At 43.5% G+C, this 24,316-nt stretch carries 25 protein-coding genes; 14 read left to right on the top strand and 11 right to left on the bottom strand.

The genetic code is table 11. The features are described from left to right. The first annotated feature begins 41 nt into the window (after window positions 1-41). Window positions 42-437 (top strand): MAPEG family protein, encoded by a 396-nt coding sequence (locus J8L84_RS19025; protein ID WP_211072070.1) that lies wholly within the window; start codon window positions 42-44, stop codon window positions 435-437. A gap of 38 nt (window positions 438-475) precedes the next feature. Here J8L84_RS19025 and J8L84_RS19030 read toward each other — a convergent pair whose 3' ends face one another. The 4 genes from J8L84_RS19030 to J8L84_RS19045 form a co-directional block, all read right to left on the bottom strand. Beyond that, complete coding sequence (locus J8L84_RS19030; protein WP_211072071.1) at window positions 476-3,064, bottom strand: TonB-dependent receptor; 2,589 nt, start codon at window positions 3,062-3,064, stop codon at window positions 476-478. A 263-nt stretch (window positions 3,065-3,327) separates the two neighbouring features. Further along, the gene (gene lepB, locus J8L84_RS19035) at window positions 3,328-3,969 is read right to left on the bottom strand and encodes a signal peptidase I (RefSeq protein WP_211072072.1); all 642 of its coding nucleotides are present in this window, start codon (window positions 3,967-3,969) and stop codon (window positions 3,328-3,330) included. A gap of 317 nt (window positions 3,970-4,286) precedes the next feature. Then, on the bottom strand, window positions 4,287-5,234 hold the full coding sequence (locus J8L84_RS19040; RefSeq protein WP_211072073.1) for an MBL fold metallo-hydrolase: 948 nt from the start codon (window positions 5,232-5,234) through the stop codon (window positions 4,287-4,289). Between the two features lie 237 nt (window positions 5,235-5,471). Further along, window positions 5,472-5,954, bottom strand: a complete 483-nt coding sequence (locus J8L84_RS19045; protein WP_247670888.1) for a GNAT family N-acetyltransferase — start codon at window positions 5,952-5,954, stop codon at window positions 5,472-5,474. 255 nt (window positions 5,955-6,209) lie between these two features. Between J8L84_RS19045 and J8L84_RS19050 the strand changes: the two genes are divergently transcribed. From J8L84_RS19050 to J8L84_RS19110, 13 genes are all read left to right on the top strand, one after another. Beyond that, entirely contained in the window at window positions 6,210-6,875 is a 666-nt protein-coding gene (locus J8L84_RS19050; RefSeq protein WP_211072074.1) for a response regulator transcription factor, read from the top strand. A 1-nt stretch (window position 6,876) separates the two neighbouring features. Beyond that, on the top strand, window positions 6,877-8,166 hold the full coding sequence (locus tag J8L84_RS20695; protein WP_211072075.1) for an ATP-binding protein: 1,290 nt from the start codon (window positions 6,877-6,879) through the stop codon (window positions 8,164-8,166). Next, window positions 8,150-8,503, top strand: coding sequence for a cupredoxin domain-containing protein (locus J8L84_RS19060; RefSeq protein WP_211072076.1), 354 nt, complete (start codon window positions 8,150-8,152; stop codon window positions 8,501-8,503). Before J8L84_RS20695 ends, J8L84_RS19060 begins: the two co-directional genes overlap by 17 nt. Next, on the top strand, window positions 8,493-9,257 hold the full coding sequence (locus tag J8L84_RS19065; RefSeq protein ID WP_211072077.1) for an FTR1 family iron permease: 765 nt from the start codon (window positions 8,493-8,495) through the stop codon (window positions 9,255-9,257). The genes J8L84_RS19060 and J8L84_RS19065 overlap by 11 nt, the downstream gene beginning before the upstream one ends. Further along, window positions 9,254-9,949 carry a hypothetical protein gene (locus J8L84_RS19070; RefSeq protein WP_211072078.1) on the top strand — a complete coding sequence of 232 codons (696 nt, stop codon included), beginning with the start codon at window positions 9,254-9,256 and terminating at the stop codon, window positions 9,947-9,949. Before J8L84_RS19065 ends, J8L84_RS19070 begins: the two co-directional genes overlap by 4 nt. An 83-nt stretch (window positions 9,950-10,032) precedes the next feature. Further along, window positions 10,033-10,770 (top strand): glycosyltransferase family 2 protein, encoded by a 738-nt coding sequence (locus J8L84_RS19075; protein WP_211072079.1) that lies wholly within the window; start codon window positions 10,033-10,035, stop codon window positions 10,768-10,770. Next, a complete protein-coding gene (locus tag J8L84_RS19080) occupies window positions 10,760-11,449 on the top strand; it encodes a VTT domain-containing protein (RefSeq protein ID WP_211072080.1) in 690 nt (229 codons plus the stop codon). Before J8L84_RS19075 ends, J8L84_RS19080 begins: the two co-directional genes overlap by 11 nt. Further along, complete coding sequence (locus tag J8L84_RS19085; protein ID WP_211072081.1) at window positions 11,449-13,140, top strand: glycosyltransferase family 39 protein; 1,692 nt, start codon at window positions 11,449-11,451, stop codon at window positions 13,138-13,140. The genes J8L84_RS19080 and J8L84_RS19085 overlap by 1 nt, the downstream gene beginning before the upstream one ends. Before the next feature lie 195 nt (window positions 13,141-13,335). Continuing rightward, on the top strand, window positions 13,336-14,088 hold the full coding sequence (locus J8L84_RS19090; RefSeq protein ID WP_211072082.1) for a thermostable hemolysin: 753 nt from the start codon (window positions 13,336-13,338) through the stop codon (window positions 14,086-14,088). Continuing rightward, window positions 14,078-15,586 carry an AMP-binding protein gene (locus J8L84_RS19095; protein ID WP_211072083.1) on the top strand — a complete coding sequence of 503 codons (1,509 nt, stop codon included), beginning with the start codon at window positions 14,078-14,080 and terminating at the stop codon, window positions 15,584-15,586. Before J8L84_RS19090 ends, J8L84_RS19095 begins: the two co-directional genes overlap by 11 nt. Further along, window positions 15,586-16,266, top strand: coding sequence for an iron-containing redox enzyme family protein (locus tag J8L84_RS19100; RefSeq protein WP_211072084.1), 681 nt, complete (start codon window positions 15,586-15,588; stop codon window positions 16,264-16,266). The genes J8L84_RS19095 and J8L84_RS19100 overlap by 1 nt, the downstream gene beginning before the upstream one ends. Window positions 16,267-16,312: 46 nt before the next feature. After that, entirely contained in the window at window positions 16,313-17,155 is an 843-nt protein-coding gene (locus J8L84_RS19105; protein ID WP_211072085.1) for an SDR family oxidoreductase, read from the top strand. A 13-nt stretch (window positions 17,156-17,168) separates the two neighbouring features. Further along, a complete protein-coding gene (locus J8L84_RS19110; protein WP_247670889.1) occupies window positions 17,169-17,876 on the top strand; it encodes a tetratricopeptide repeat protein in 708 nt (235 codons plus the stop codon). A 172-nt stretch (window positions 17,877-18,048) separates the two neighbouring features. Here the strand turns inward: J8L84_RS19110 and hisIE are convergent, their stop codons facing one another. From hisIE to hisD, 7 genes are read right to left on the bottom strand one after another with little or no spacing between them, the layout of a single operon-like run. Next, on the bottom strand, window positions 18,049-18,666 hold the full coding sequence (gene hisIE / locus J8L84_RS19115; protein WP_211072086.1) for a bifunctional phosphoribosyl-AMP cyclohydrolase/phosphoribosyl-ATP diphosphatase HisIE: 618 nt from the start codon (window positions 18,664-18,666) through the stop codon (window positions 18,049-18,051). Then, complete coding sequence (gene hisF, locus J8L84_RS19120; protein WP_211072087.1) at window positions 18,663-19,472, bottom strand: imidazole glycerol phosphate synthase subunit HisF; 810 nt, start codon at window positions 19,470-19,472, stop codon at window positions 18,663-18,665. The genes hisIE and hisF overlap by 4 nt, the downstream gene beginning before the upstream one ends. Further along, a complete protein-coding gene (gene hisA / locus J8L84_RS19125; protein WP_211072088.1) occupies window positions 19,454-20,191 on the bottom strand; it encodes a 1-(5-phosphoribosyl)-5-[(5-phosphoribosylamino)methylideneamino]imidazole-4-carboxamide isomerase in 738 nt (245 codons plus the stop codon). The genes hisF and hisA overlap by 19 nt, the downstream gene beginning before the upstream one ends. Further along, complete coding sequence (gene hisH, locus J8L84_RS19130) at window positions 20,191-20,835, bottom strand: imidazole glycerol phosphate synthase subunit HisH (protein WP_211072089.1); 645 nt, start codon at window positions 20,833-20,835, stop codon at window positions 20,191-20,193. The genes hisA and hisH overlap by 1 nt, the downstream gene beginning before the upstream one ends. After that, complete coding sequence (gene hisB / locus J8L84_RS19135) at window positions 20,835-21,905, bottom strand: bifunctional histidinol-phosphatase/imidazoleglycerol-phosphate dehydratase HisB (RefSeq protein ID WP_129739328.1); 1,071 nt, start codon at window positions 21,903-21,905, stop codon at window positions 20,835-20,837. The genes hisH and hisB overlap by 1 nt, the downstream gene beginning before the upstream one ends. Beyond that, window positions 21,902-22,978 carry a histidinol-phosphate transaminase gene (gene hisC, locus J8L84_RS19140; protein ID WP_211072090.1) on the bottom strand — a complete coding sequence of 359 codons (1,077 nt, stop codon included), beginning with the start codon at window positions 22,976-22,978 and terminating at the stop codon, window positions 21,902-21,904. The genes hisB and hisC overlap by 4 nt, the downstream gene beginning before the upstream one ends. Further along, window positions 22,978-24,309 carry a histidinol dehydrogenase gene (hisD, locus tag J8L84_RS19145; protein ID WP_211072091.1) on the bottom strand — a complete coding sequence of 444 codons (1,332 nt, stop codon included), beginning with the start codon at window positions 24,307-24,309 and terminating at the stop codon, window positions 22,978-22,980. Before hisD ends, hisC begins: the two co-directional genes overlap by 1 nt. Between the last annotated feature and the right edge of the window lie 7 nt (window positions 24,310-24,316).

Raw genomic sequence — 24,316 nt, forward strand, 5'->3', positions numbered from 1 at the left:
TAATAATTGCAGAATAACTAATATAAACGTGGAGCTAACTCATGGTATTACCTATAACGGCGTTTTATGCCAGTCTGTTGGGGATTTGCTACTTATACTTATCATTTCTAGTGGTAGGCGTTCGTAGAAAAAATCAAATTAGCTTGGGTGATGGTGGCAACGAAGATCTAAAAAGGCTCAGTCGCGCTCATGGCAACTTTAGTGAATATGTCCCTATTACCTTAATTATGATTGCGTGTTTTGAAGCGAATACGGGGCAAGGTTGGGCGGTACATCTACTAGCATCTTCACTGTTATTCGGGCGTATTTTCCATGCTTACGGATTAAGACATCATAGTGGGGCAAGTTGGCAACGTATCGCAGGTATGTTACTGACCTTTTTAGCCATGTTAGTAGCAGCTATTGCTAACTTAATGCTAATTCACTTTGGATTGTGATTGCCTGACATTCAGGCAATCACAGTTAGCGCTAGCGTTTAGAACCTAAACGTTGCTTTGGTATATACGAAGCGGCCGCGTGGATTGTGGATACTACCCACGTACCCGTAAAGGTCGCTATCGCCATTCCCTATAGCAAAGGGTGGTTCTTCATCTAATACGTTGTTTACGCCAAGTACAAGTCGAATAGTGTCGGTCACGTTATAGCCACCTTGAATATCCACTAGCATTTGTGAGTCGACCATACGAGATGTGTTTTCTTCAAAATCTAACACGCCGTCGAAGTCGATATCGGGTGTATCTTCAAACTCACCCACAAAACTAATATTCAAATTAGCGTCGAACGCCCCTTTGCTCCACGTAGTGCCAAACAACCAGCGATGCTCAGGATAACCATATTCGCCCGTGTAATCTAAGCCGTCTTTTTCAAATTCGGTAAGGTAAGACCAATCAAGATTGAATTTAACGTCGCCATAGTCGTTAAGCGAAATCATGTAGTTTGCACTTAAATCGATACCCGCAGCTTCTTGTGAAGACACGTTTTGATAAGTATTAAATATCTTTTGGATAACCCCTAAGCTAGCGCCGCCTTGTGGATTTAAACGTACACAAATTTCGCTGTCTTGATTATTACACTCAGTGTCGTATACCAATCCAAATTGCTGCTCATCAATCTTGTTGTCTTGGGTGATACTCCAAATATCAACACTTAAGCCAAGCGCTTGCGTTGGGGCCCAAATTGCGCCCACATTCCACGATTCAGACTCTTCCGCTTCCAAATCTGGGTTACCTGCAAATTCAATATTGTAATCTAGCGATTCACAATCTAAACCTGTTGCTTCACAGCGGTATCTATCCACAAAGAATACACTCTTTTGTGAAGGACCCAAACCTACTTGTGCCAATGACGGCGCTCTAAATCCTTGTGCCCACGAGGCACGAAGGGTGACTTCATCGCTAGGCGCCCAACGCAAAGCAACTTTCGGGTTAGTGGTGTTACCAAAGTCACTGTAGTCGTCGTAACGACCCGCCAGTTGAAGCTCTAGTTGATCAGAGATAGGAATTGATAATTCCAGATAGGCGGCATATTGATCGCGCTCTGCGTTAGCAGAAACAGATTCAGTACCAAAAATTAGTCCTTGCTGGAATTGGATATCTGGAATATCTGATACTTGCTCTTCGCGATATTCTATCCCTGCAGCCATCATGACCATTTCATCACCTAACGCAAATGCTTCGCCAGTAATGTGAGCATCAAAGCTTGTCATGCGAGATTCACCTCGGCGAACCAAGCTTGTGGTGATGGCATCAATTACCTCAGGTGAATTAGTTACACCACCAAAAGGATTGTAGTTACCTAGGTCAATCTGTTCCTGTAGCCAATCTACGCGAACCCAACCTTGCGATTGGTCACCGCTTTGCTCCGATCGACTTCTGCCTTTTTGTACAGACGCTTCCCAGTCGTAGTCAGAAATTTGGCCTCGTAAGCCTGCCACAAACCGAAGGGTATCTGTTTCTATATCCCAACGTCTTGCGCCAGCATCAACGGGGCGGTATCGGCCAATATCAATATCTTGCCCGAAAGGGTTATCAGGATGGGAGCCAGGTACGGTTAAGCCAGCATCTTCATCAAGTGGCGTGGCTGCACCGCCAGCTTCAGAGGTATTGTGCTGTACGGCAACTTCCATAAACGCGGTAACGTCTGATGAAATTTTGTAATCGAATTGGCCAATAAAACCTACGCGCTCCGATTCAGGAATAGTGAGTCCGTATGGACCATAGTCAAACAAACAACTTCCTGATGCTGTTGCGCTATCAGCTGGGCAGTCGGGATCGATGGTTTTAACACCATCAACATAGAAGTAACCGGGATACCCGCGAGAAGAACGAAAATCCATTCCGCCATAAGGCGATTGATTCGCCGTGCCAAACCGCCCCATTTCATCCGCGCCCAACCGGCTGTTGTTAAAGTAATCGAGAATGACTGTAGCGCTGCTTTTTTCACTTTGGCTGCCCCACAGCATATTCGCTGTAGTTTCACCGTAGCTTGGCCCTGTGGTACCGCCATAGCCTACGTTTACTTCTAAACCATCATAGTCTTTCTTTAAAATAACATTCACTACACCGGCTACGGCATCTGAACCGTAAATAGCTGACGCGCCATCTTTTAAGATATCTATACGCTCAATGGCCGATACCGGAATAGCGTTAATATCGACAAATGAGTTAGTAATACTTTCTGCAAATGCACTGATGGCAACACGTCGGCCATTAATGAGAACTAAGGTGGCATCTGGGCCCATACCTCTAAGGGACACAGAGGCCGCACCATTTGCGGTGGAGTCTTGGCTATTGTTGCGCGTTGAGAAAGTTCCTGCGCCGGTAGCCGGCATACGTTCTAGCAATTGTTGGAGGTTTTCATAGCCCATGCCTTTTATCATGGTGGCATCTATCGATTGAATAGGTGAGGGGCCTTCAATGTCGGTTCGTTTGATACGAGAGCCTGTTACCGCAATTCGTTCTACTCCCTCAGCTTTTTCTTCTACTTCTTGAGCTTGTGAGGTGGAGATAGACGAGAGTCCAGCCAGTGCGAGTGTGAGCGCACTAAGTTTAACGCCATGTTTCATTGTGATTTCCTTATGGTTCCATTTTACTTGTTGTTTATTATTTCAGTAACGCGGATGGTTACTAATCAATCAATAGCATTAACGTGGGTAAAGTAGCAAGTTGCCAAGCTATTGTTTTTGATAAGAGTTAGTTACAAATTGTGTACAAATGGAAAATGGGGATAGACTGGAAGTGCTGAGACTTGTCGCTAACGTATAACTAATGCCGTGTAGGGGAAAGAGGCAAGGCATATCCTATTAAGAATATGCCTTTCATATTGATATTACTGAAGGGCAAGTAAAGAACGCTCTCCCCTTGGTAAATAGTAATTTTCTTTATCTAACGAAAAAGCCACGCGGGTTGCCTGACCTTGAATTTCTTCTACGGGAATAAAACCGTAGTATCGTGAATCCACACTGTTATTTCGGTTATCGCCCATTACCAATACATGCTTTTCAGGTACAACAACGTCATTAAATGACGAGCGCGCTCCTTTAACCGGTAATAGCTGAATAGTGCGCTGACTATCACCCATATTTTCTTGGAATACATAGTTTTCGCGCCTGTGTATTACAGCGTGCTCGCCATTCACGGTTAGGTTGTTGTGACTTAAGCTAACCGTGTCACCCGCAATGGCGACAACACGTTTAACTAACCGCGTATCGGCGGCACTGCTTTGAATAACCACAATATCACCACGGGCGATGTCGCCCGTTTGGGCAAGCACCACATTAGTAAACGGCAGTTCAAAGGTGTAAGCACTTTTATCTACCACAATGCGATCACCGACTTGAATGGTGGGTTCCATGGAACCGGTCGGTACATGATAGTAATCCGCCACGCTACTTCTAAATGAAAACATCAGTACAACAAATAGAATGAACGGTAAGTTTCTTTTAATAAACGAGCCAGCTTGTTGCTTCATTTTTATTCCTAACAATAGGTGGTTAGTATGGTGCAGTTATAACCGCTTCTAAAAGTTCTATAAGTGTAGAAAACGTGAACTGAAAACAGTTCATAGTGAAAGTGTTTCAAGATGTGTGGAGTTTGTAAGGTCGCCTATTAGACAACATGTGGCGTAGGCAATTCACGTACATAACGTGAGTATGCAAACAAACCATGTTAATAGGATCTGGTTATTGGGCATACCTAATCATCCTAGTTCTCATATAACCAGATCTTTATATTGTTCTAGTGCCAGACGCAAATTTTAAAGAGGCATTTTATGTTGCCTCTTTCGCACTATTTAAATGATGACAGCTTCTTTTTAACGTTATTTCGTAACTCATTATCGATATATTCATTAAACGCTTTATTGCCCGTTACGATTGGGTTTGATTGATTAAACTCACGATTTTTCAATGCATTCATTTTTTCTATTAAGTTATTTGAAAATGGGTGGTTTGAAATACTTGCATCAACTCCCTTCTTATTCGCTATTTTTTGGAAGTAGTTTAAAGAATGCAAATAATTTTGATTTTCTTCTTTCGTATCGGGTAATCCTGTACCGCCCCACAGTGCGACCAAGTGAGGTTCGCCGTTATCTGTAACCGGTATTAATAAAGATAATCCCCCTGGGGTGTGCCCTGGTGTGGCAAGTACCGTTATATTTGCGTTACCTAACCCGATGGTCTCACCATCGGTTACTTGGCTGTATGTGTCTGGTAATGGTATTTCTGTAGAAAAATTACCGAAAGGGTCTGTCAGAACAGGGGCATTTGGATCGTGGATATAGCTCCATTCATCTTTACCCATTAAAATTGTAGCGCCATATTTTGCTTCAAAATAATGAGCACCACCATAGTGGTCGCTGTGACCATGAGTCACTATCACGGATTTGATATCTTCAGGGTCTAAGCCTAATTTTTTAAGACCTGGAACAATGACATGTTCGGCGTCGTGAGGAGTCCACATAGTATCAATTAAGATAATACCTTCTGGCGTGGTGACAACAAAGCTACCTACACTGACGTAACCTACAAAATAAAGATTATCAAACAGCTGAGTTGGTTCGAGAATGCTTGTATCAAACAAATCGCCAGAGGTAAGTGATGTCGGTAGTTTATCTAATCGCGTTTCAATTTCCTTGTCACTCAACCCCTTAACATTGCCTTCGTTTGATGCTGTGCAACCGGCCAATAAATAAATTAATACTGTGATAGAGGAAAAGCCTCTCAGCATTTTCTTCATATATTTCTCCTCAATAAATTAGTCCTATCGAAACTTTATACGACAAATTTCACTGTTGGCTTACATTCAATAATTAAAAGCGGCCTGTGAACTTATAATTGTTAATGATGGATTTTCCAGCACAACATAAGCTTGGGGAACTATTTCTTTAAACAATAGTGAATTGCATTTTTGAACGTACGCCATAACGACAGTCATCGTCATGCATGAAAAATAATGTGTGGAACGTCATTTACGTTATTTAATTTCAAGCTCCATCACAACACCATCCTCGTCGTCTTCCTCGGTTACGACAAAGCCGAACTGTGAATAGAACTTTCGCATCGCATGGTGTCCTGGCATATAGAGAATTGTTATTTTTTTACATTCAGGAATGGCGCTCATTTCCTTTATAACTTGTTCGGTCGCGACTCTTCCAATGCCTTGCCCCTGATGTTTGACGTCAACCATGAATTGCGCAATATAAAACTCGTCAGGTAGGTTTTCTTCTAACTCCTGATAATATTGGATAAAACCTACGGCCTCATCACCTCGATAAATGGCTCTATTCACGTAATGGGGATAGAAACTTGATTCGGCGATAGATTCCGAATTTAACGCTACATAGTTTTCTTGTTCTTCAGTAATTTCTAAATGAATGATATCCAGCCAATTGTCTTTAGTGACTTCCCGTAAACTAATGTCCATATAAATCTCAGTGCTTCCGAAAAGAGATAACAACGTTTAGGCGTAATAATAAAAAGCAACACGGCGAGGGGAGAAAAATAGATGATGAGAAGTAAGCTGTTCATTTTTCTATGCAAGGGTATTGCTGTTTTAGGTAATGGCAACCATGGCTTTATTTCTCGTGTATTTACTCAAGTTTCACACCGAACGTTGATTGTCTTATACTTCGAGCTTGATTATAAAAAAGCTTAAGGTTTTCTTAATATTGCTAATGTACCCTTAAATTTATTAGCTAATTATAGGAATGATATGCGCATACTGTTAGTAGAAGACGATAGGCCATTGTCCAGTGCGCTTAAGGTTTCATTGAGTAAAGCAAACTACGTCGTAGACTGTGTCTTCGATGGTGCTAGCGCATTGAACACATTTAAGATGTCGCAAAACGACATTGTCATTCTCGACCTAGGTCTACCAGATCAAGATGGATTGAACGTGCTTAAGCGTATTCGCAAAACCAACCCAGTACTGCCAGTCTTAATTCTTACAGCAAGAGACAAAACTACCGACAAAATCTCTGGGCTAGATGCGGGTGCAGATGATTACCTCCCAAAACCCTTTGAAATTGATGAGTTACTAGCACGCCTGCGGGTGTTGGAGCGTAGGCTAGGTACTGCATCCCAAAGTGTGATCACTGTAAAGAACGTCAGTCTTGATACCGCGCACCATACACTGACTATTGAGGGAGATAAGGTGCATCTTCCTCGAAGAGAGCTTATGCTTTTGAAGGCGCTAATTGAAAACGCTGGGCGTATACTGAGTAAGCATCAGCTTGAGAGTAAGCTCTATGAGTGGGGGGAGGAAGTAGCAAGTAACACGATAGAAGTCCACATCAGTCATTTGAGAAAAAAGATGCCAGAAAACTTTATTCGAACAATTAGAGGCGTGGGGTATTGCATATCCAACTCTGGAGAATAACGTGACGTCGATTCGTCGCTTTCTTATTTTAACCCTTACCAGTGCCCTAGTACTTATTGTCTTCAGTGCGGCGCTGCACGGGTATCGTGCCACAATCGATATATCAACTACGTTACTTGATAATGAGCTAACAGCGTTGAGTCGCGCTATTGCTTCTTTTAATGGAGAGGCATCAAATAAAGACCACACTTTGTTATTTCAAATTTGGCAAGACGATAAGCTGATAAAAAGCTCAAGCGAAGTGTTAAAAGCGCCACTTTCTGACTTTAAAGAGGGGTTCTCAGAAAAAAATGTTTTAGGAACACGATGGCGTGTGAATACCTCTTATGTAAAAGGTGAAAGCTCTTGGTACATGGTGGCTCAACCATTGAGTCATCGCTTTACCTTAACAGATGCATTAACCGTTGCTTCCATAACACCTTTTATTATTAGTGTTCCCCTCCTTGCTGTAATTTTGTTCTTGGGAATAACGTGGGGACTTGCTCCTCTAAAACAGCTTTCCCAAAAGCTGGCTAAGCGAACAGGTAATGATCTTTCTACCATTTCACTTGATAGAGAACCCAGTGAGCTTGAACCTGTTGTTTCTACGCTCAACTCCATGTTTTCTCGTCTTAGTGCCGCGTTTGATAGAGAGCAGCAGTTTGCATCTAACGCAGCACATGAGCTGCGTACACCGCTAAGTGTGATGAAAATCAATATCCATAATATCGCTGAGGAGTTAGGTGATAGCGGTAAATTACTTGAAATACTTCAACGGGATACCGATAGGATGATTCACGCGGTGAATCAATTTTTATTACTAACACGCACCAGCCCAGAGACTTTTGTAGAGCAAAAGGAGGCAGTAAATCTGCACTATGTAGCCCAAGAAGTTATTAGTGACCTGTACGGGAAAATTGAAGCTAAACAGCAAGAAATATCCTTGGAAGGTGATGAGGTTTGGCTAAACAGTGTCCATTTTATGTTGTACACCTTGTTGCAGAACCTGATCACCAACGCGAGTAATTATTCTCAAGAGGGAGCACAAATTGTTGTTCGAATTGAAAAGCTAGCATCGAAAGTGATTTTAAGTGTTGCGGACTCAGGCCCTGGAATCCCAGCAAATGAAAGACCCAGTGTGCTAAAGCGATTTAACCGTGCAACACAAGCTAAGACCACGACGGGTAGTGGCCTTGGTTTGGCCATAGTGTCTCAAATTGCTGCTCTGCATGATGCTTATGTTGTGCTTGATGATGCTACGTTGGGGGGCCTTGTTGTAAAGGTAGAGTTTAAAAATGAACTTCTACGTTAAAATTTCTCTGGCCCTTTTCTCATTTGCCTCTTTTCAAGTGTATGCGCTACCTGAAGTAGTGGTAGAAATTAAAGATCATCTTTTTTACCCTCAAAATGTAGTGGTTCCAGCAGGAAAAAAGGTACGTCTTACTTTTATCAATTTTGATGATACCCCTGAGGAAATAGACAGCTTTTCGCTTAACAGAGAAAAAGTGATTTTTGCCAACAGCAAAGGCATTATTTATATAGGGCCGCTGGCTCCAGGGGAGTACCCTTTTTTTGGAGAGTTCCACCCTAACAGTGCGGTAGGCAAAGTAGTTGTGCAATCGCAAAAGGAGGAGCCAGATGCTCATTAATACCGTGGTACTTTTCCTGAGAGATACATTGCCCATTTTTTTATTACTTAGTTTACTTATTGCGATACCTAGCGTGTCTTGCTTGTCACTAATGTGGCGAATAGTCTTATTGCTTGTAATCGCCGTAATTTCTTATTCATATTTAGGCGTTATCTCTGAATTGGCCGAAGGCGCTGGTTTTGAGTTACTAAAATCCTCGCTATTAGTAAGTGCGTGGATAGGCATCTGTGTACTTGTTATCTGTCCTTTTTCAAAACGTAGCGTAAACAGTATGGGTATTACGTTGCTTATGTTTGGGATAGGGCTACCTAACAGTCTGCACTTTATGGTGTACTTTGTATCAGAGTTCTCGCATAGCAGCGATAGTACGTTGCTTTTTCTTGGCACTACCATTGGGCTGGGTATCAGCATTAGCATCGCTATTTTGCTCAATATCGTACTAACTCATTTTGTAAGCCAAAAAGCGACGTTTCGTTTAACCACCGTTTTTGTTGCCGCGCAAGTTGCAAACGTAGCGTTACTTCTGGAGCAAATAGATATATTTCCTACTCCCCAACAAGTTTGGGATAGTAGTCACATCATTAGCGACAAGAGCGAGTATGGGCATTTATTGAACGCATTAATTGGCTATGAAGCCACTCCTTCGATGAGTTACATATTGTTATTTCTATTTACCCTAGCTGTGCCCAACGCCATCGCTGCAATAAGGAAGCGCATACCTGCACTGTGGCAACAGGTGGAGGTTATACAATGACGCGTATAGTTATATTGCTATTTGTCCTTCTTACCACTTTTTCCGTAAGTGCTGACAACTTTACCGTAGACCGTGTCTACCAACCCTATGTATTGCCTTTTGAGCGGGAAGTTGAGTGGCGTCTAACCTCACGCCAAAATGATAACGGTAATGTCCTAATGCAACGCTTCTCGTTTGGGTACGCCCTTTCTGAGTTTGTGATCTTAGAAACTTACCTAGTGGGAGCTCGCGATGAAAATCAGGATTTTGGACTAGATTCTTATGAGCTTGAGCTTCGCTGGATGGTCACTGAACGTGGAAAGTATTGGGCTGATTGGGGAACCCTGTTTGAGTTAGAGAAACAACACAATACCGATGACTGGGCAGCAAAGGCGGGCATACTCACTGAGAAAGAGTTTGGCCAGTTTAGCCTGACCACCAACGTAAGTTTGGTATACGAATGGGGAGAAACTGTTACCAACGAATGGGAAGGGGAATTCAAAGCAAAGTATCGCTACCGGTGGATCCCTGAAGTTCAGCCGGGTATTGAACTATATGTAGCCGAGGACTATGTCGGCGTTGGACCAGCTTTTATGGGTATTAAACGTTTTGAAAGGCAAAAGCAATTAAAATGGGAGCTTGGCTTTATCGCGGGGCTTAATGGAGACAGTAAGGATCATACTTTGAGAATGTCACTAGAATTCGAGTTTTAATTAACAAAAATGAATTACCTTAAGATTTTCTTAAGGTTTCTTTTTTACCGTATTGTGCATAGTTATTTTTAGACATCAACCTTATGCACCAGATTGAAGTTAGTGTGGTAATACCCGCAAAAAACGAAGCGAAAAACCTTCCTTTCTTATTAAAAGAAATTGCAAATTCATTAACGCCTGAACTCACCGAAATCATCGTAGTCGATGACGGTAGTGATGATGACACGTCGGCATTACTTGTTTCCTTGATGGACTCACTTTCCCCTGCTTGCAAGATAATCACACACCCTAGTAGCTGTGGACAAAGTACATCTGTTTATCACGGTGTACTCTCGGCTCGTGGAAAGTGGGTGGTTACATTAGATGCTGATGGTCAAAACGATCCTGCGGATATCCCTAAATTAATAGCAACAGCTAAACAAGAAAGTGGCGTGCATTTTTGCATCATCGGTCATCGTCAAAAAAGGAAAGATACGAAATGGAAACGTATTCAATCCAAAGTGGCAAATCGAATACGACAGTGGATTTTAAAAGATGACACATCTGATTCTGGGTGCGGGTTAAAGCTGCTTCCACGAAGCACATTTTTACTGCTCCCTTATTTTGATCATATGCACCGGTATATACCTGCGCTTACTAAGCGTCTAGGTGGCAATATAGTTTGTGTGCCAGTGAATCACCGAGCGCGGCTTGAAGGTCAGTCAAATTACAATGCCTGGAATAGAGGTTTAGCCGGTGTTATAGATATGCTCGGCGTGAGATGGCTGATGTATCGCAATAGACTCGATACCACTAACAAGACAATGACGTATGAAAAGTAATGGCTTTCCTTTTAGAAGTACTCTCAGCTTCTTGGTGGGTACATTGATGATGGGGGTTGCTTGTTATCTATCACTTCAAGTAACCAGTGAAGTTTTCATACACAGCACCGATCCAAACTGGCTAACATCATATATAACGGAGCGTGAAACAGAAGGAGTACTCTTGGTATTGTGTGCTTTTGTTGTATTGATGACATTAGGTGTCCCCCGGCAAGCAGTTAGCTTTATCTGTGGTGTTGGCTTCGGCGCTTTTGAGGGGGGCTTAATAGCGCTATTCCTTACCTGCGTCTCTGCAAGTACAGCCTATCTATTAGTTCGCCGTTTTCTGAGAAAGCGCATAGCCAAACTTATTAAATCAGATGCTTACGCGAGCCGTTTTTCACAACTGCGTGAGAAACTCGTTCGAAACAGCTTTCGAACAGTACTCATGGTTCGATTGTTTCCAATAGGTTCCAATGTTGCAACCAATGCTATAGCAGGCGCGTTTCGAGTACCTTTTACCTCCTTTATTACGGCCAGCGCATTAGGTTTTATCCCGCAAACCTTACTTTTTTCAATGCTCGGAAGTGGCTCACGGTATATTAATGCTTTCGAGCAACCTGTCCATATAGCAGGTCTAGTGGTTAGCGTTATGCTAATACTTTCTATGATGCGCTTTACTCGTAAGGATAATGCGTAGTGACAAACATATTTCGTCACGAGCGTACCGCTTTCGTACTTTTCGTTGTTGCGGCTATCATTATTTTCAGTGGTATGGGCCTTCGCGATGCTTGGCCGCCCGACGAACCTCGTTTTGCTTTAGTTGCCAAGGAGATGGTAACAAGCGGTCAATGGCTTATTCCAATGCGTGGGGGCGAAATTTATCCTGATAAGCCTCCTTTTTTTATGTGGAGTATCGCACTTTTCTACCTTTTGACTGGTAGTTTAAGCGTTGCCATGCTTCTACCGAATGCCATCGCAAGTCTTGTAACGCTGACAGTCACTTATCGATTATCACGAGCTCTTGCTGATGAGAATGCAGCGATACTGAGCATGGTACTACTATTAATAAGCCCACAATTTCTAATTCAAGCTAAGTTTGCTCAAATAGATGCGTTGGTTGCTTGTTTTGTTTGGGTTGGCGTTTATGGCTTTGTTCGCCATTTTTGTGTAGCAGAAAGTTGGCGTTGCTATTTTATCGCTTGGGTTGCAATGGGTTTGGGAGTTATTACTAAAGGTGTGGGTTTCTTACCGCTTTTTCTCCTAGTCCCTCTTTCTTTTTTTGCCATTAAAAAGCAACTCCCCACCACAAGATGGAGAAAACGCGCATTACTCGGGCCGTTGATAATGCTGAGTGTAGTTTTGGCTTGGTTAGGACCTGTACTTTATCTAGGCGCATATAAGCAAGATCCAATAATTCAACAGTACTTATCTAATATTCTGTTGAAGCAAACTGCTCAGCGATACGCAAATGCTTGGCACCATATTGAGCCATGGTATTACTACGCCATCGAGGTTATTCCACTGTTTTGGTTTCCCCCTCTTATGGTGATGGTAGTCAAGAGAAAGCAAATTAAACGGGTTTTGATGAAGAGCCCAGCCTACTTTTCGCTAGCGATATGGGTGGTGTTAGTGGTAGCGTTTTTCAGTTTTAGCCCAGGGAAACGAGGTGTTTATATACTTCCTGCACTGCCTGCTGTTGCTATGATTGCAGGGCTTCTACTGTCTCGTGACGGTGTTTCAAAAACTATTAGTATTTTGGCGCGTTCAGTGACGCTTCTGATTTCGCTAGGGGCAATCGCAGCTGCCGCTGTACTTATATTTAACGAGCAAACAGTAAACGCATTAATGTTACGCTTTCACTGCACATTAAGCATGATAACCACATTAGGTGCTATTTTCTTCTTAGTCGGAATAATGGGTGTGAGCACGCAGTTTATAAATTTCACTAAACATCTTATTTTGTGGTTAGTGATAACAACTGTTGTTCCGTCGACAATTGGCGTATGGGTGCTCAATGATTTGCGCACGCCAACGCAGTTGCTAATGCGTGTTCAAACCCAAAGTAATATTATTTCACCCGACATCGATATTTTGGATGTAGGTATTGTCAGTTTTAAAGAACAATACCTACTTTTTGCTCCGTTTTCCGTCACTCACTTTGGTTATCATACTGAAAAAGATAGAGAGAATGGCACTGCATGGGCATGGCTCAAAGCCCAGCCCATTCGCTATTTGTTAGCGCCTAAAAACTACCTATTTCAGTGTGTCAATTTAGAGAAGGCAGTATCGTTGGGCTTTGCACATCGAGAAGAGTGGTTACTTATACCTTCAACAGCCGCTGATGTGGAATGTAAACTGCTTTCAGATGGCTCTATTTACCGTTCATAAAATGGTGACAACATTAGACTATTTTTGTTCGATATGATGGTCGTAAACGTTAGTGTAGCGCGCTGCGTTACAACGCCACTGTATTTTAGCGTGATAATTTTTTTATCTAGCCTTACTAAAAACAATGACTAACTTAAGGTTCTCTTAAGCTAGCACGTCAATACTCATACTATCGAAGAGCACAAGAGTGTATGTATGAGCCTTAATTTATCGGAAGCACCTAATCTAAACAATGATGGGTTTACCTCCCAGCAGAGAAGATTGCACTCACCGCTTACTTTTGTTGCTGCAAATGTCACTCACTCAGCAAGACAGCCAATCGAAACCTTTATTACTAATGGCTTTGCTGCGCGCTATAACGCGCGAATCACTTCATTCATGCCTATGTTGTTTGCACTTGAAGTTAATGGAATTAAGGCTGCCGTCGGTGCGAGATGTGGTGCTACTGGAAGTATGAACCACGTACTCTTCATTGAGCAATACCTCGTTATCACTATTGAAAGCGTACTGCTGCACCACGGAATTAGTGCGAAAAGACACGAAATTGTGGAAGTGGGTAACTTATTTAGTAGTTCATCGAGATACACGCTAACTCTTTTACTTTCACTGTGTTTTTTATTCTCTCAAGTCGGTAAAAAGCACCTTGTTTTTAGCGCAACCAAACAACTAAAAGAACTTCTACAAGGCGCCGGTATTTCGCTTACTGCCTTGGCTAACGCGGATGCTAAAAAGCTGGAGTCCAATCATGACGATTGGGGGACGTATTACGACACGGCACCGCAAGTAATGACTCTATCTCTTAGAAATGTGACTCATCATGTAATGCGCAGTGCACCGCTTCGTAAATATTATCTACAAGCGATTGGGCTCATCGCTGGTTCTGATAACGAACAGCAGTTAAGCGATACCTTAGTTTGTAACCAAAAAGGAGCATCCCATGTTGCTTAATCACTATTTAAACGGTGACGACAACGCCATTGCACTGAAGCATAAAGGTAAATCGTTAACGTACTCGGCACTTAAAGAAGCAGTCGCAAAACTTGCCAATTGGATTATAAACAACAATGTTAGTCGGATAGGCATCGCTATGGACAATAGTTTTGCTTGGGTGGTAAGTGATCTTGCGTGCCAGCAAGCACAAGTTTGCTGTGTACCTATTCCACTTTTTTTCAGCGAAACACAGCAGCGACATGTTATCGAAGAAAGTCAGTGTGAATACCTACTCACAAGCGAAGCATTAACGTTATTTCCTTCTTCGAAGAGGGAGATTTTAAGTGATAGCTTAAACATTATTGGCTATGCCCTTGTTTCAAACTCTACGGCAGTTTTTATGCCGACGGGTACCAATAAAATCACCTTCACATCGGGGTCAACAGGCACGCCAAAAGGGGTATGCCTTTCTAGTGAATCCCAGTGGCGGGTTGCAAAGTCTATTGATAGCGCTTTTGATCAAGATGATGTCCACCATTTGTGCTTACTGCCTTTATCTACATTGCTCGAAAACATAGCGGGTATCTACGCACCACTATTTCATGGCGGTACTGTGCAGCTTGCGTCAGCGAGTGCCAGAGGGTTTGAGGGGAGTCGTCTTGTGAATCCACAGGCATTATTAGACCTCATAGACAGTGTCCAGCCAACCTCAATTATCTTAGTACCAGAATTACTTATGATGCTTCTACAAGCCTGCTTAAAAGGCTGGCTTCCACCGGTGTCGTTGACTTTTATCGCTGTGGGCGGTGCGCATGTTTCACCTATTATACTGGCTCAAGCAAGAGCGAAAGGTCTACCTGTCTATGAAGGATACGGCCTGTCTGAGGCTGTTTCTGTCTCTACGTTGAATACGCCACAGTGCAATGTGCTGGGGGCTGCAGGTAAAGCGCTAGGCCATAATACACTTAGTATCGACAGCGGCGAAATTGTCGTGACCGGCAACCACTTTTTAGGGTATTTGAATCAACCAGAAAGTTTTTATCCTACACAGGTGAGAACCGGAGACCTTGGCACAATTGCCGACGGGGTACTGACTCTAAGCGGGCGTAAGAAAAATATTATGGTTAACAGCGCAGGCAGAAACGTATCGCCTGAATGGATTGAGTCCTTACTAATGGGGAGTGGGGTATTGCGACAGGTACTTATATTCTGTGAGGCACGTCCTTATTGTATTGCCCTGCTAGTACCGACGTCCCCGGATATTTCAATTGATGAATTACACAAAGCCACAGCATCAATTAATCAGCATCTACCAGATTATGCACAAGTAGAGGACTTTGTGGTCGTTGCGCCCTTCACATTAGAAAATGGGTTACTTACTCAAACGGGTAAGATCAAACGAGACAGCGTGCTCGCTTATTACAGTAGCAATATAAGTGCGCTGTATGCGACATCTAATTTTTCTCACACGCTTAAGAAAGTGCGATTCAACACATTACCCCTGGAGAGTAAATAATGTCTTTTTATCAACAACTGCAAGATAGTACCGAGCAAGCTAGAAGCAATTTTCTACAAGCGCCAATAATTCAGCGCTGTTTTAGTGGCGACTTTTCGGTTGATGATTATATCGCTTTCCTGCAGCAGGCCTATCACCACGTGAAATTTACGGTGCCACTACTTATGTCAACCGGCGCTAAATTAGGTGACGACAAAGAGTGGCTTCGTGAAGCTATAGGTGAGTACATCGAAGAGGAAATGGGACACCAAGAGTGGATTCTAAACGATCTAGCTGCATGTGGAGTAGACAAAGAACAAGCACGTCATGGCCATCCCGCTCCGGCGACCGAGCTTATGGTTGCCTATGCGTTTGACGCAATTGCACGTAAAAACCCACTTTATTTCTTTGGAATGGTATTCGTACTTGAAGGCACAAGCATTGCGTTGGCTGATGCTGCGGCTCAACAAATAAAGGATAAGCTATCGCTACCAATATCTGCTTTCAGATACCTGACCTCACACGGCAGCCTCGACCAAGAACATATCGTTTTCTTTGAGGGTTTGATGAACAAAATATCAGATCCCCAAGAGCAAGCCTTGATAATACGTAGCGCCAATATGTTTTATCGCTTATATGGTGATATTTTTCGCGAACTTACCCCTCATCATGGCTTACATCCCATTGCGCAAATTGCATGATTCGTTCAGCGCGGTTTTAGTTTAGGTTAATTCAAGGCAAATCATTATGAATATTGAATGGCACAATCAAGTGATACTGATCACAGGTGCAAGTGGTGGCATTGGGCAGGCCTTTGCCAAAGTGCTTGATGAAAAAGGCGCACACCTTATTTTGACTGGCAGAAATGAAGCAAAGTTGAAACAGCTAAAAAAGTCCCTCAAGCATCATCATACTTTTTTAGCTGCGGATATTTCGCTTCACGAAGGGCGAGAGAAACTTATTCACGCATGTGAGCGACTACCGATAAGTATGTTGGTAAACAATGCAGGTACAACTCATGTCGGTGAATTTACAAGTGCGCCAGTGGAGTCAGTGGTAACAACGAATCTATTGTCTCCGATGTTACTTACCCAAAGGTTAATTCCATTTTTAGCGTTGCGAGCCAACGCACATGTGGTCAATGTAGGATCTGCATTTGGCAGTATTGGTTTTGCTGCTCACAGCACCTATTGCGCGACTAAGTTTGCACTTAAAGGCTGGACCGAATCACTGCATCGTGAATATCACGACAGTAATATTCGGTTTCACTATTTAGCCCCCCGAGCCACATCTACAGCTATTAATGACGAAAGAGTAGTGGCGCTTAATCAAGCTATGGGCAATCAAATTGATACACCTGACATTGTTGCTCAAGCACTCATTAAATTGCTAGAACAAGATAAAGCGCGGCTTAGCATTGGCTTTGCTGAGCGATGCTTTGCCAAATTAAATGCCATTTTTCCAAACGTAGTAGATAAGGCTTTGGCAAAACAGCTGTCCACTATTAAACGTCACACTTTCAGCAAAAGTGAATCGAACCAGCACATAGATAGTGTCCAACACAATGACTTATCCCACAAGTTGGTTTAATACCGGAGTGATCATGATGAAAAATATAGCCCCCGTAACCCAAGTCGCCTTACTTATATTATCTTTAGGCGTTATGAGTGACACACTTGCACAAGATGATGTAAATCAATCCTCAAACGATGCATTAAAATCGTCATTCCAGCAGGCGGTTCAATCTCCGCTTTCCGAGCTTCAACATGAATGGGCGCATATCAATTATGCGTTGGCGGACAAGCAAAAAGAAAACGCCTTTTCTCCGCTTATTGAAAAAGCGAAGCTTTTTATTCAGCAAGATCCTAGCAACCCTGAATTGATCATTTGGCTGGGAATTATTCAATCAAGCGCAGCAGGGGCTAAAGGTGGATTAGATGCGCTTAGCTACGCTAAAGCCGCGCGTAAGAATTTTGAGCATGCAATGCGACTAGATGAAAAAGCCTTGGCAGGGTCGGCCATGACCAGTTTAGGAGTGCTTTATCACAAGTTACCGAGTTGGCCTATTAGTTTTGGGAATGATAAAAAAGCGAAAAAGCTGTTGGAGCACGCTTTGGAAATAAACCCTGATGGTATTGACCCAAACTATTTCTACGCCGAATTTTTGTATGATAACGGAGAGTACGATAAAGCTCGAGCGTATGTAAAAAAAGCGAGTCAAGCCCCTGCTAGAACAGATCGTCCACTTGCCGATTTAGGTAGAAGACAAGAAATTTCTCGACTTGAAGATAAATTGCTACAAAAGAGTTAACGTTTCCATTGGCCAAACAACACGGCGAGGGGAAATAACTATTGGTACTGTGCTTAGTAGAAAGCGCGGTTGATTAAAATAAAAAGAGCAAATTACGAGAGTAATTTGCTCTTTTCTTTAGTGCGTTATATTACAGTACGTCGAACTAAATGAAGGCGGATAGCCTTAACACTTATTTTTGACGTTCACGTAATACCGATAAGGCATCATCAAGAGACATATCGCTCGCTTGTAGTAATACTGTTAAGTGATACAGCAAATCAGCAGCTTCGTTTTTAAGCTCTTCTTTGTCGTGTACCGTAGCAGCAAGTGCGGTTTCCACCCCTTCTTCACCCACTTTTTGTGCAATACGCTTAATGCCTTTATTGTACAAACTGGCGGTGTAGCTGCTTTTCGGATCTGCGCCTTTTCGGGCAGCTAATAAGCGCTCTAAATCAGCTAGAAAAGTAAAGCTAGGGGTATTACCTTCAAACCAGCAGCTTTCAACGCCTGTGTGGCACGTTGGGCCATTAGGGGTGGCTAGTACTAATAGCGAGTCGAAATCGCAATCAGCGGCTACGCTCACCAAATCTAACGTATTGCCTGATGTTTCACCTTTTTGCCACAAACGTAGCTTAGAGCGACTGAAAAAGGTGACTTTACCACTTTCTAATGTAGTAGCTAGGGCGTCTTGGTTCATGTAACCCTGCATCAGTACTTTGCCTGAAAGGGCATCCTGTACAATGGCGGGAAGCAAGTTGTCCATTTTTTCCCATGCTAGGGTATTACTATTTTCGGTAGTGACAATCATGGCTTTATTCCTTGTGCGTTTGGTAGGGCGTGACGCTTACGCATAGGTACGCCATTAGCGGTTAAGTTGGCTTTTAGGTCATCAATGTTAATAATGCCTTTATGGAATACAGAAGCGGCTAATGCGCCATCAACATCGGCTTGTTGAAATACGTCGTTGAAATGTGAAATTTCACCCGCTCCGCCAGAAGCAATAAGCGGCACTTCGCACACTTCACGCACCGCGCTTAGTTGAGCGATATCGTAGCCTTTACGCACACCGTCTTGGTTCATGCAATTAAGCACGATTTCACCAGCGCCACGTGACTGCACTTCTTTAATCCAGTCTAGGGTTTGCCATTGGCTTTTTTGGGTACGGTTCTCATCGCCAGTAAACTTATATACTTCGTATTGGCCGGTGGCCTCGTTGTAAAAGCTGTCTACCCCAATGACAACACATTGCTGGCCGTAAACGTCGTGCATGGCATTTATTAATGCTGGGTTATTGAGGGCAGGGGAGTTAATTGAAATTTTATCTGCGCCCATCTCTAATATACGCCCAGCATCTTCAATACTTTTAATGCCGCCAGCTACACAAAATGGAATATCGATAACTTGAGCTATGCGACTTACCCAGCTTTTATCTACCACGCGCTCATCTGAGCTTGCAGTAATATCGTAAAATACCAGTTCGTCAGCGCCCGCTTTTGCGTATTGCTCTGCTAAGGGGACAATGTCGCCAATAATCTCGTGGTTTCTAAATTGAACGCCTTTAACCACTTTGCCATCGCGAACATCCAAACAAGGAATTATGCGTTTTGCCAACATGCGATAGCCTCCTTCACGGTGAATTTACCTTCAAGTAAGGCACGGCCTAAAATAACGCCGCCAACGTTAGTCGGTTTTAAGGCTGAAATGTCATTTAAGCTGCCAATGCCGCCAGACGCTTGCCAGCTAACATTAGGGAAGCGTGCACTCATCTCTTCGTAAAGCTCTACGTTAGCACCTTGTAGCGTACCGTCACGGCTAATGTCGGTGCAAAGCACATGTTTAGCGCCTACCGATGTAAAGTCGTTTAGCAAGTCTTCCAGGGCTACCCCTGAATTCTCCTGCCATCCGTGAGTGGCAATTAACTTTTCGCCATTCTCACTAATGTTAATATCTAGGGCTAGCACGATATGCTCGGCACCGTATTTGGTTACCCAGGATTTCACCAGTTCAGGCTGTTTAACGGCCAGTGAACCAATTACCACGCGGCTTACGCCAATATCGAGTAACTGGGCCACTTCTTCTTCGCTACGAATACCGCCGCCTGCTTGAAACTGCATGCGTTTGGTATCCACCATTGATTTAATCAAAGTAAGTTGGCGTTTGCTGGTATCTTTCGCGCCAGTTAAATCAACAATGTGCAACCAAGTAGCGCCTTGGTCTGCGTAGTCGTTTACTACGTCTACTGGGTCAAATTCGTATTTTGTTTTTTGCTCGTAGTCGCCCTGATACAAACGCACTACGCTGCCATCGATAAGATCAATTGCTGGAATAATCATTATAGGTTCACAAAGTTAGTCAGTAGTTGCGCACCAGCATCGCTGGAACGTTCAGGGTGAAATTGCACGCCAAAGAAGTTGTCTTTGTTAATGGCCGCTGAAAACGGGTTTCCGTAATTACAGCTAGCTAGCGTATGGGCGTACTCTGGTACGGCAAAGCTGTGCACAAAATAGAAATAGGTATCTTGCGGAATGCCTTTAAACAAGGTGTCGTCGTTATGAGAAACCGTGTTCCAACCCATGTGCGGTAAACGCAAGCCATTCGCTTCCATACGCGCCACACGACCAGGCATGAGTGACAAGCAAGGAATATCATCCTGCGTGTCTCCTAGGCGGTTCTCTAAGCTACCTTCAGCGCTACTTTCTACCATCAATTGCATACCTAAACACACGCCTAGTACAGGCTGAGTTAGGCTTTGCAATGTGCTTGATAAGTCTTTTTGCGTAATGCTTGCCATGGCAGCAGCGGCAGTACCGACACCGGGTAGAAAGACTTTGTCAGCGCGGGTGATCACATCTTTGTCGTCAGATACTTCAACGGTTACACCTAAACGCTCTAGCGCAAAGCGAACCGATGAAATATTTGCGCAGCCTGTGTTCACAATGACAATTTTCTGTCTTTGCGATTTTTGTATGTCAGGCATTAAAGCGCTCCTTTACTGCTAGGTAATGCATCGCCTTGTCGCGTAATGGCTTGACGTAACGCACGGCCAAATACTTTGAATAAACTTTCTACCTGGTGGTGAGCATTCCCTTCGCTGGTGGAAAGATGAAGCGACAGCCCCATGCTTTGCGCCAATGAGTAGAAAAAATGCGGCACCATTTCAGTGGCCATTTCGCCCACTTGGTCGCGACTAAAATCGGCCTCGAATTTAAGGTGAGGGCGGTTTGAGATATCCATGATACATTCAGCGCGGCACTCATCCATAGGCAGAGCAAAGCCAAAACGGCCAATACCACGTTTATCACCTAGGGCTTTCTTAAGGGCTTCACCTAATGCCAGTGCGGTGTCTTCCACACTGTGGTGGTCATCTATGTGCAAATCGCCATCTACGGTTACGTTTAATTCAAAGCCACCGTGGGTCGCAATTTGGTCTAGCATGTGATCGAAGAAACCTAAGCCAGTGTGAATGTGTGACTTTTCGGTAGAGTCTAAATCTACGCGCACTTTAATATCGGTTTCCGAGGTAGTGCGGATAACTTCAGCAATACGTGAAGACGACAATAAGGTTTTTTGAATGTGATCCCAGTTCAAGGTTTCAGGGTTATATTGCAACCCTTTAATACCCATGTTCTCGGCAAGTTGCATGTCAGTCATGCGATCGCCAATAACGTATGAACGAGTGAAATCCACTTTACCTTGTTGAAGGTAGTCTTTTACTAGCCCTAATTTAGGCTTACGGCACGTGCAGTTATCTTCTTCAAAATGCGGGCAAATAAGCACGTCGTCAAACGTAATGCCTTGGCTTTTGAATATGGCCATCATAGCATTGTGAGGCGCATCAAAATCTGCCTGAGGAAAGCTATCTGTGCCTAAACCGTCTTGGTTGGTGACCATCACAAACTTAAAGCCTGCTGCTTTTAGTTTTAATAGCACAGGAATAACATTTGGCTCGAAAACCAGCTTCTCTAAACTGTCTAGCTGTTTATCTACTGGCGGCTCTTCTACTAACGTGCCGTCGCGGTCGATAAATAAAATGGCTTGCTGACTCATGCCGCTAGCTCCTTTTTAAATTCGTTGATCAGTTGCAATAAACGCTGGTTTTGTTCTTCAGTACCAATGCTTACTCGCAAGCAATTTGTAAGGTTAAGCTGTTTAGATTGGTCGCGTATTAATAACCCTTTGCTCACTAAATATTGCATGAGTTCGCTGGCTTTCTCGTAGCGAAATAGCACAAAGTTAGCTTTTCTATCGCCTACTAATTCAAAGCCGTCGATATCAGCAAGGGCCGCTGCCAATAGGTCTTTTTCTCTATTAATGGTATCTACCTGCAACTGAATTAATGTCAGTGAATCAGTAGATAACGCTTGTGCAGCAATTTGTGCAACAGGCTCAGCAATAGGATAAGGTGCAATCACTTTTAGTAGCGCTTGAATAACCGGCGCTTGGGCTAACGTGAACCCGCAGCGAAGTCCAGCTAGCGCAAAGGCTTTTGAAAGCGTACGCAATACTACTAGGTTAGGGTAATCCGCTATTTCATTTGCCCACGTATTATCAGCGTCAAACTCAATATAGGCTTCGTCTACCACCACTAAAGCTTTGTCGGTAAAGTGTGTGAGGACCTTACGAATGTCTTCTCTGGCAACCTGTGTACCCGTTGGGTTGTTCGGTGCACAAATAAAGATAACATTAGTGTTATCAATTGCGCATACACCATCAACGTCTAGGCTAAAATCGCTGTTAAGTGGTACCGTAGTAATACCGACATCACAGGTTTCTGCGCTAATTGCGTACATGCCGTAGGTAGGCGGGCAAATCACTATATTATCTTTGCCTGGGGTGCAGAAAGTACGAATTAGTAACTCAATACCTTCGTCTGCACCACGGGTAACAATCAATTGTGAAGTATCGATGCCTGCGTAAGCTGCATAGCTTTCTACTACCGATGAAGGCTGACATGACGGGTAACGATTAAAGTTACTTGCATCTATATCATACTCATTGGCATAGGGTGATTCGTTTGCATTTAGCCAATCTTGGCCGCCTGAATATAAACGCCTTGCCGACTCGTAGGGCTTCAATGGCACCAAGTTATCGTTAATGAGATTATTGATAAGAGTAGACATTATGAATCTCCCTTATCGCTAACGTTTGCTTGTTTTTGCATACCTAATTTTTGCATACGCAGTGCTACGGCTTGTTCGTGAGCATCTAGGCCTTCAGCGCTGGCTAAGGCCATAATAGCGGGGCCTAAATTGCGCATGCCATCGGCTGATAATTCTTGAATGGTGTAACGGCGCATAAAGTCGAGCAAACCCAAGCTAGAATAGTTCTTCGCATAACCGTAAGTAGGTAATACGTGGTTTGTACCCGAGGCATAATCACCGGCTGATTCGGGTGACCAAGGGCCTAAGAATATTGAACCTGCGTATTTGATTTTCGGCAGTAAGCTGCGAGCATCTTCAATTTGTACAATTAAGTGTTCAGGCGCATAGGCATTGCTTACTAAAATGGCGTCGTCTACTGAGTCAGCCAAAATATAGCGGGCATTCTCCATTGCAGGGCGAGCAATATCGGCACGTGAAAGCGTAGACAATTGACGTTCAACCGCTGCTTTTGCTGCCTCAATTAACGTTTCGCTGTTAGACACTAAAATGGCTTGAGAATCTGGGCCATGCTCTGCTTGAGAAAGTAAATCTGAGGCAACAAATTCAGCATCGGCAAATTCATCTGCTAATACCAATACTTCAGATGGGCCTGCTGGCATATCAATTGCCGCACCATCAGCACGTAAACTAACCTGCTGTTTGGCTTCAGTTACAAAACTATTACCTGGGCCAAATATTTTATCGACTTGCGGTATAGAGTCTGTACCTAGTGCCATGGCTGCAATGGCCTGTGCACCGCCACAAAGATATATGGCTTCAATGCCGCATTTTCTTGCGGCATACGCAATTTCAGGGGCAATTAAGCCTTGCTGGTTTGGTGGCGTACAAAGCAGTTTGTTTTCACAACCTGCTACTAGCGCAGGCACACCTAACATCAATACCGTAGAAGGCAAAGGAGCACTGCCACCTGGAATATACAAACCTACTGCATCTAGCGGCGTGAAGCGCAATTCGCAGTTCACACCAGGTGTAGTAGTTAGGGCAATATCACTTGGCAACTGCGCATCGTGAAACGCTTTAATATTGTTAAATGCAATATCAATTGCGCCAGCTACTTCTGCGGTAACCGAGCTTGCTAACGTGTCGATGTTTTCTTGCGATAACACCAGCGATTGCAAATCAGGGCAATCAAACTTACGAGTAAAGTTGATAACGGCTGCATCGCCTTCACTTTCTACGTTAGCGATAATCTCGCCCACGGTTTGTTTTAACTGTTGGCTATTGGCCATAGCCGGGCGCGAAAGCGCTGTTTTTTTCTCAAGCTTTGATAGAGATGACCAGATAATCATAATCTTT

Source organism: Alteromonas sp. MMG017 (genome assembly GCF_018100795.1).
In the GTDB taxonomy this organism is placed as follows: Bacteria; Pseudomonadota; Gammaproteobacteria; order Enterobacterales; family Alteromonadaceae; genus Alteromonas.